The 7174-nt window shown below is 34.6% G+C and carries 5 protein-coding genes and 1 pseudogene; 1 reads left to right on the forward strand and 5 read right to left on the reverse strand.

Features of this window, described 5'->3' with window-relative positions; all coding sequences use genetic code 11:
• The 5 genes and pseudogenes from F6K22_RS25480 to F6K22_RS25500 all read right to left on the reverse strand — a co-directional run.
• A partial coding sequence (locus F6K22_RS25480; RefSeq protein ID WP_293104442.1) for a S8 family serine peptidase occupies window positions 1–1232 on the reverse strand: 1232 nt, incomplete at its 3' end.
• Window positions 1233–1643: 411 nt separating this feature from the next.
• Window positions 1644–1934, reverse strand: a pseudogene (locus F6K22_RS25485) (transposase); the annotation flags it as partial.
• 623 nt (window positions 1935–2557) lie between these two features.
• Window positions 2558–2743 carry a hypothetical protein gene (locus tag F6K22_RS25490; protein WP_293104444.1) on the reverse strand — a complete coding sequence of 62 codons (186 nt, stop codon included), beginning with the start codon at window positions 2741–2743 and terminating at the stop codon, window positions 2558–2560.
• Window positions 2744–3146: 403 nt separating this feature from the next.
• Window positions 3147–4319: a pyridoxal phosphate-dependent aminotransferase gene (locus F6K22_RS25495; protein ID WP_293104447.1), complete on the reverse strand. Its 1173-nt coding sequence runs from the start codon at window positions 4317–4319 to the stop codon at window positions 3147–3149.
• Window positions 4320–5570: 1251 nt separating this feature from the next.
• Window positions 5571–5765, reverse strand: a complete 195-nt coding sequence (locus F6K22_RS25500) for a hypothetical protein (protein ID WP_293104450.1) — start codon at window positions 5763–5765, stop codon at window positions 5571–5573.
• 209 nt (window positions 5766–5974) lie between these two features.
• Between F6K22_RS25500 and F6K22_RS25505 the strand changes: the two genes are divergently transcribed.
• Window positions 5975–7174 (forward strand): radical SAM family protein (locus F6K22_RS25505; RefSeq protein WP_483244161.1); only part of this gene is annotated, 1200 nt, incomplete at its 3' end.

Genomic DNA, 7174 nt, shown 5'->3' on the forward strand with positions numbered 1-7174 from the left:
TCTCCGTTATCAACAGCATAACGAATGGCCTCTATCCCATCACTAACCCGGCCCACACCTTCATCGTTTAATACTCTGAGAGACATAATTTTGGCATTTGGAGCAATTCCAGTTGTTCCTATTCCATCTCTCTTGGCAGCGACCGTACCTGCAATATGAGTTCCATGACCTTCTTCATCTATTGGGTCATTATCATCATTGACAAAATCCCAACCTCGGACATCATCTACATAGCCATTACCATCATCATCAATATTATTGTTGGGAATTTCATCCCTATTAATCCACATTTGGCCTGTTAATTCAGGATGGGTATAGTCCACACCACTATCAATGACGGCTACTACAATACCATCTCCCTGAATTCCCTGATTCCAAACTTCGGGTGCTTTGACTAAATCTAGTCCCCATTGATTTCCTCCTATATCAGGAACATCTGGGAAAGAGCCAGCTCCAATTGCTCTAGCTACTGCTGTTGAGGCATCAACTAAACCATATCCAAAAATATTATTAAAGATTGGGGTTACAGAGCTAGCAGTTTGGGACAGTTCATTAACATTTGAGGTATTTCCAAAAATCAAGCGACTTTCAAGAAGGTTTGTGTCAGATATTTCTCTAACTCTTGCTAATATTGAACCGTTGATCTGAACTTGAATTAATGTATCTCCTGTGAAGGAATCTTGTGTGAATACGATGTCATTTTCTGTTAAGTTGTCTGGGATTTTAATTCTGTCAAAATTAGGATTAAAATCATCAATAATATCTGCTGTATTTAGGTTGTTATTATTTTGTGAATCTCGCAAAACAAATGTATCATTCCCTGCTCCTCCAATTAATGTATCTATTCCTAAGTCGCCAGAAATTATATCGTTACCATCTCCTCCTAATAAAATATCATTTTCTTTCCCTCCATAAATTGTATCGTTACCTAAATCTCCATAAATTGTATCGTTACCTAAATCTCCAAAAATTTGATCGTTACCTTGGTTAGCTTGAATCAAATCATTATCTCTACCACCTCGTAAAGTATCAGAACCGTCTCCACCAAAAATGTTGTCGTTACCTTGATTACCATTAATTAGTTCAGGGTTTGATGAGCCTATTACTGTATCATTTCCACCTAGAGCTTTTAGACCTTCTGGATGTGGAGTTAGTAAGTTTACAGGTACGGTAAAGTTATTAGAGTTGTCGTCTAATAAATAGGAGAGACTATCAGAGCTAGGACCGATCATAATTTTTTTTCTGAACGTTAATTTTCAGTATAAACCTGCTATATTTATTTGCTATTAAAGAATAAAAAATTAATCAATTTTTCCCAAGACTAATCCCACATATTTAATAGTTTTTGGATTGTCATACGATTTCTCTGTAACAATGCGCTTAATAATTCTTACCCAAACCTGAATTTTACTAATAGTTGTTATCTTTTATTCAGCGCAACTTCATGGATAAATGGTATAAGCAGATAATATAATACTTGAATAAACAGGCGATAATTAAAGACAATAGAGACATAATAAATCGTATTTCCAAGTTATGAAATTGATATAAATTCAAAAAATATTACCCCTTATCAGAAATGTTGAATGTCTTGAAAAAAGTTTACATATCAAGTTACAGTAATTTTATCAAGGGTAAAAATGTCAACATTTCATAATATCTTCTATCCAGTGAACATAACTGATTTGTTGAAACCTACAAGCTTGAATATCGGGAAATGTATCTAACATTTTATTACCCCATTCTTTGGGAATGGATACAAGTTGTAAAATTAGGTAAGCGATGAGACTAGACATTATTTGCATGCTAATACCATTGACATTTTTGGTAATTAATCTATCTAGTTTTAGGTGCATCTTTAAAAATTTCTATGAGAATTCAACTCGCCACCGTTTTCGATAAATATCTCTAATTTCATCTGAAGTAACTGCTGCACATTCAAAACTTCTGCCTCTTCTACTAAAGAAGCTGTTGTTTTTTTAGTTAATTTTATAAATAACTAAAATAGAATTATTATGGTATCAATTTGCAGTATATTTTTCACAAATATAGTTATTTAACTTAAGAATGAAACACTTTTTCGGCTGAAATCCTTTCATAGGAAGAAAAGCTTGTCTAAATCTAAACTTAAACGACTATATATCCTACATTCCCCATGACAATTTGTAAGAGACTAAAGTAGAAAACAATTTTTTATCTCCCTCAGTATTTATACTCTGCAAATTAGGTTAATAGGGTTTGCTAATTAAATCTAAAAGCAATGACTATATATCCTACATTCCCCATGACAATTTTTCATTAATGGATAATTGATAATTACTTCGGGTTAAAACCCGAGAGGATTGAATATAAGGAATATTGTCTTTGTTTTCCCCTATCCAAGGGGAGGCTTTAAACCATAATTATTTAATTATTAATTATTAATTATTAATTTTTCGGTAAGATACTAAAGTAGAAAACAATTTCCTATCTCCCTCAGTATTTATACTCCGTAAATTAGGTTAATTAGGGTTTGCTGATTAAATCTAAAAGCATTGAGATTATAAAGCTTCAGCGTTTAAGGATCGAAAAAAAGTTCAACTTTTTTAGCTTGAACTACCAAAAAGTTAGGATTTTGGGCAGACAAGGGTAGAAAAATCACTCTTACAATTATTCCGACTACCTCCTCTATAATACCATTTCTCAAAAAGAATGCTATACCCGATTGGGTGGGGAAGTGTGGGAAGTAGTAGGGACGTTGCATGCAACGTCCGTACGGGAGAGGTTAAAAGTAGGAAAAATATATACTAACCGACTAATAATTGTCAAAAAAAGACTTAGAATCTTGGTAATTATTTAACTGTTGAAGTATAGCTGAAGTATAGTATTACTTTTGGTAATTGGTATAATTCCCATCTATTCTGTAGTGGCGAATGGCTATTCGCCACTAGGACTCCTGACTCCTAACTCCTACCCTTACCAAAAGACTTCCATAAGCAAGCCCTAATTAGGCTCCTCGATCGCTTTGTACTACTTTTTGAACACGGAATGTAGGATATAATATTAGTAATGTTAAACTCTCATCAGAGTAAAATTGATCAAGGACTTCTTATATCAATGAGCTAAAGTTTTTTTCTATACCCTATACCCTATACCCTGTTCCCTATTTATACATAAGTAATACCTGCATCTTTCATTCTTTGTAATGCTTCATAAATCCGTTCTTCTTCTACTGTTAATGTAATGCGAAAAAAACCTTCTCCAGATGCACCATATCCATTTCCAGGAGGTACGATAATACCGCATTTTTCTAGTAAAAGAGTGACAAATTCTTGAGATGTATAATTTTGAGGAACTGGAACCCATACATATAAACTTGCTAAAGTTGGTTTAATCGGAAAACCTAAAGATTGCAAACCTTTGATAAAAATATCTCTTCGTTTTTGGTAAACTGCTACTAAACTTTGCAAGTCTTCTTCAGTAGTAGAAAAAGCAGCCATCGCCGCTTTTTGAATTGATTTAAATACTCCAGAATCTACATTAGACTTTACTTGACTTAACCCCTTAATTCCCAAACTATTTCCTACGACAAAACCAATCCGCCATCCTGTCATATTGTAAGATTTAGATAAACTATGAAATTCAATTGCTATATCTTTTGCACCAGGAATTTGTAATATGCTAGGAGGTTGATAACCATCATAAGCCATTTCAGAATAAGCATTATCGTGACATAGTAATATGTCATAATGCCGACAAAAGTCTACTAATTCTTGAAAAAACTTTAAACTAGCTGTGGCACCTGTAGGATTATTAGGATAGTTAATCCACAATAATTTAGCTTTTTCAGCTACTTCTTGAGGAATAGTCTTTAAATTTGGTAAAAATCCATTTTCCGGCCTAAGTTGCATTGGATAAGGTTGACCCTCAGCAAAAATTGTTGAGGTTCGATAAACTGGATAACCAGGGTCAGGAATTAGAGTATAGTCCCCTGGGTCTACAAAGGCTAAAAAAGTATTGTGAATTGACTCTTTAGAACCTATTGAGGAAATTACTTCTGTTTCTGGGTTTAAATCTTCAATGGCAAACCTACGTTTCATCCAAGCTGCTGCGGCTTGCCTATATTCTTTTATACCTTTGTAGGGGGGATAATGGTGATTTCTTGGGTCTTGAATTGCCTCATGCATTGCCTGAACAATATGATTTGGTGTAGGTTGATCTGGATCTCCTACCCCCAAATTGATAATGTCAACTCCTCTTTCTAATAATTCATTCCGTTTACGGTCAATTTCAGTAAAGAGATAAGGTGGTATTTTTTCTAGCCTTTTGGCAAGCTGCATGATAACTTTTATTAACTCCTGAACTGATTAATGTACATATAGGAAAGTTTATCTTGAAAAGTAGTCAGGGAAGTTTTTGAGTCAAAAGTAAAAATATTTAAGACAAAAGTTATGAACAATCAAATTTTCTGTTCTAGATTTTGTTTAAGTAGATTAAGTGGGAAAATTTATGAGTAGTTTATTATAAGTCTGAGAAAGTGAAATGTTTGGCAAGCATTTCGCAGGATACTAATCCCAAGTCTTTACACAACTTTATCGTCCTTATGCTACTAAGATGTTCGGTGGAGGGATGTATGTAGCAGATTTTTCCTCTCTTTTCTAGGTATTACAGATAATAGAGTTGTGCAATTAATTATTTTTAGGTATTTTAGAGAGCAGATTCTGGAAACAACAATGTAAGTGAATTTTTGTTGGTTCTAAGTACCTCTGCCAAATTAATTGAAAATTTGTCAGTAGGAAACATGGAACAAAAAATATGCTGTATATACTTGAGGAGTAGATCTAAAAATACTTTTGCCTACCTACTTAACTTGAGCATCAGATATACAATTGCAGCATTTTTGGAGTTGATCAGGTAAAAAGTTTTAGGACTTTAGGGAATAGAGAATAGGGAATAGAGAAAAAATTAATATTAAACTACACCTTTCCATACTAAACAGTTTGAAAATTACCAAATAATTAAGGTTTAAAGCCTCTCCTTTAAAGGAGAAACAAGAAAAATTTTCACGCTCCGCGTCAATCCAATCCGTTTTAGGGAGAGGTAATTATCAATTATCAATTATAAATTATTGAATATACACCCTGAAAAATCAGATCGTCAAACTAGCTCTACATAGAGAAATTGGTAGTCCTAAAATGGTAAGGAACAAGGAACAAGGAAAAAGGAAAAAGGATCTTATGCTAAAATCAGCTAACGATAGTATCTTGATAACGGGAGTAAGGCAGAGGGTATAAAGCACTCATGCTGAAAGATTAGAGGGGATTTGACAAAAGTACCTAATTTAGTATCAAAACTATTCGGTGATTCCAGTCTTTCCTATTCCTTACTGCTTATCATTACTTCTTTATCTCTACCTCAAAACTCAACTTAGCAAATTAGAATTATATCTATCTCAGTTCATGTTTTATTTTATTTTATAGCCCTGCTAAATATTTATTTTCTAATAACTGATATGCCAAAAAAAGATTATTTTTGCTGTCAAAATATTTTTCCATATTAGGAAATTTTAAACTACAAAAAATTCAGATTATTTACATAGTAGGAACGAGCTGAATTCGCCCTGCATCCATTTCCTCCATTAATAACTCTAATGCTTCATAATCTACATCGGAAATATACCCAAGTCGTGTCAACTCTGAGTTGATTTGATTTTCGATTTCAGGGGTTAATTGCCGAAAATAGAGAGCTTTAGATACGAGTTTCCGAATCACACAGTTTGGTTCCATGGCTAATCTAAATAAAAACTCTACATAGTTAAATTCTCTGCTAGATATTTACCCTGATAGGTGATCCAATACTATATGAGAAAGTGATATTCATCATTGAGACCCTGAGGCCATAATAAGTGAAATCTTTGAGTTATAGTTCCACACCATAAGTTTTTGGTGCTATCTTGAAATATATCTAACCATAAAATACACCTTAAGTAGTAATAGTGGCAGTAGCAGTAGAGAATTTACTTACACCCGATATCCACAAACCCGCTCGTTACCTTGGTAATGAGTTTGGTGCTTTTCATAAACCTTGGGACAACTCTCAAGTCCGATGGGTGTTGACCTACCCAGAAGTTTATGAAGTAGGAGCTTCTAATCTAGGACATATAATTCTTTACAATATCTTAAATTCTCAGCCACACCAATTATGCGATCGCGCATATTTACCAGCTCCAGATTTAGCCAAAAAATTGCGGGCCACAGATACTCCACTATTTGCTGTAGAATCAAGGCGATCGCTTATTGATTTTGATATTCTTGGCTTTAGTCTCAGCTATGAGTTAGGAGCGACAAATATTCTAGAAATGCTCAGTTTGGCAGGCATACCTTTGACTTGGCAAGAAAGACTTGAACGAAGTCAGAAGTCAGAAGTCAGAAGTCAGAAGTGGGACTCCCCAAACTATCAAGGAAGTCAGAATTCAGAAGTCAGAAGTCAGAAGTTGTACTCTCCATCCTCCCAAAACTCCCCAGACTCCTCCTTCCCTCTAATATTTGCAGGAGGGCAAACAGCAACTTCAAACCCTGAACCTTATGCAGACTTTTTTGATTTTATTGCTCTAGGGGATGGAGAAGAGTTACTTCCAGAAATTGGACTAATAGTTCAGGAGGGGAAAGCTAATAAATTAACTAGAGAAGAATTACTGTTAGATTTAGCCCAAATTCCTGGTGTCTATGTGCCACAATTTTATAGCATGGCTGCAGATGGTTCTGTTTTCCCTATTCGCGACGATGTGCCAGAAAGAATACTCCGTCGAGTCGCAACTCCTATGCCAGCTTATTCTATAGGTTTAGTTCCTTATGTAGAAACAGTCCATGATCGATTGGTAATAGAAGTGCGACGTGGATGTACCAGAGGTTGTCGCTTTTGTCAGCCAGGTATGTTAACTCGACCAGCACGAGATGTGGAACCACAACAAGTAGTGGATACTATTGAAAAGGGTATAAGTGCAACTGGACATAATGAGTTTTCTTTACTTTCCTTAAGTTGTTCTGATTATTTGGCTTTACCAGCAGTAGGAACTGAAATTAGAAACCGTTTTAAGGATGAAAATATTTCTCTATCTCTACCTAGTCAGCGAGTAGATAGATTTGATGAAAATATTGCCAATATTATTGGTGGTACTCGCCAAAGTAGTTTGACA

It is taken from the genome of Okeania sp. SIO2F4 (assembly GCF_010672385.1).
Taxonomy (GTDB): domain Bacteria; phylum Cyanobacteriota; class Cyanobacteriia; order Cyanobacteriales; family Microcoleaceae; genus Trichodesmium.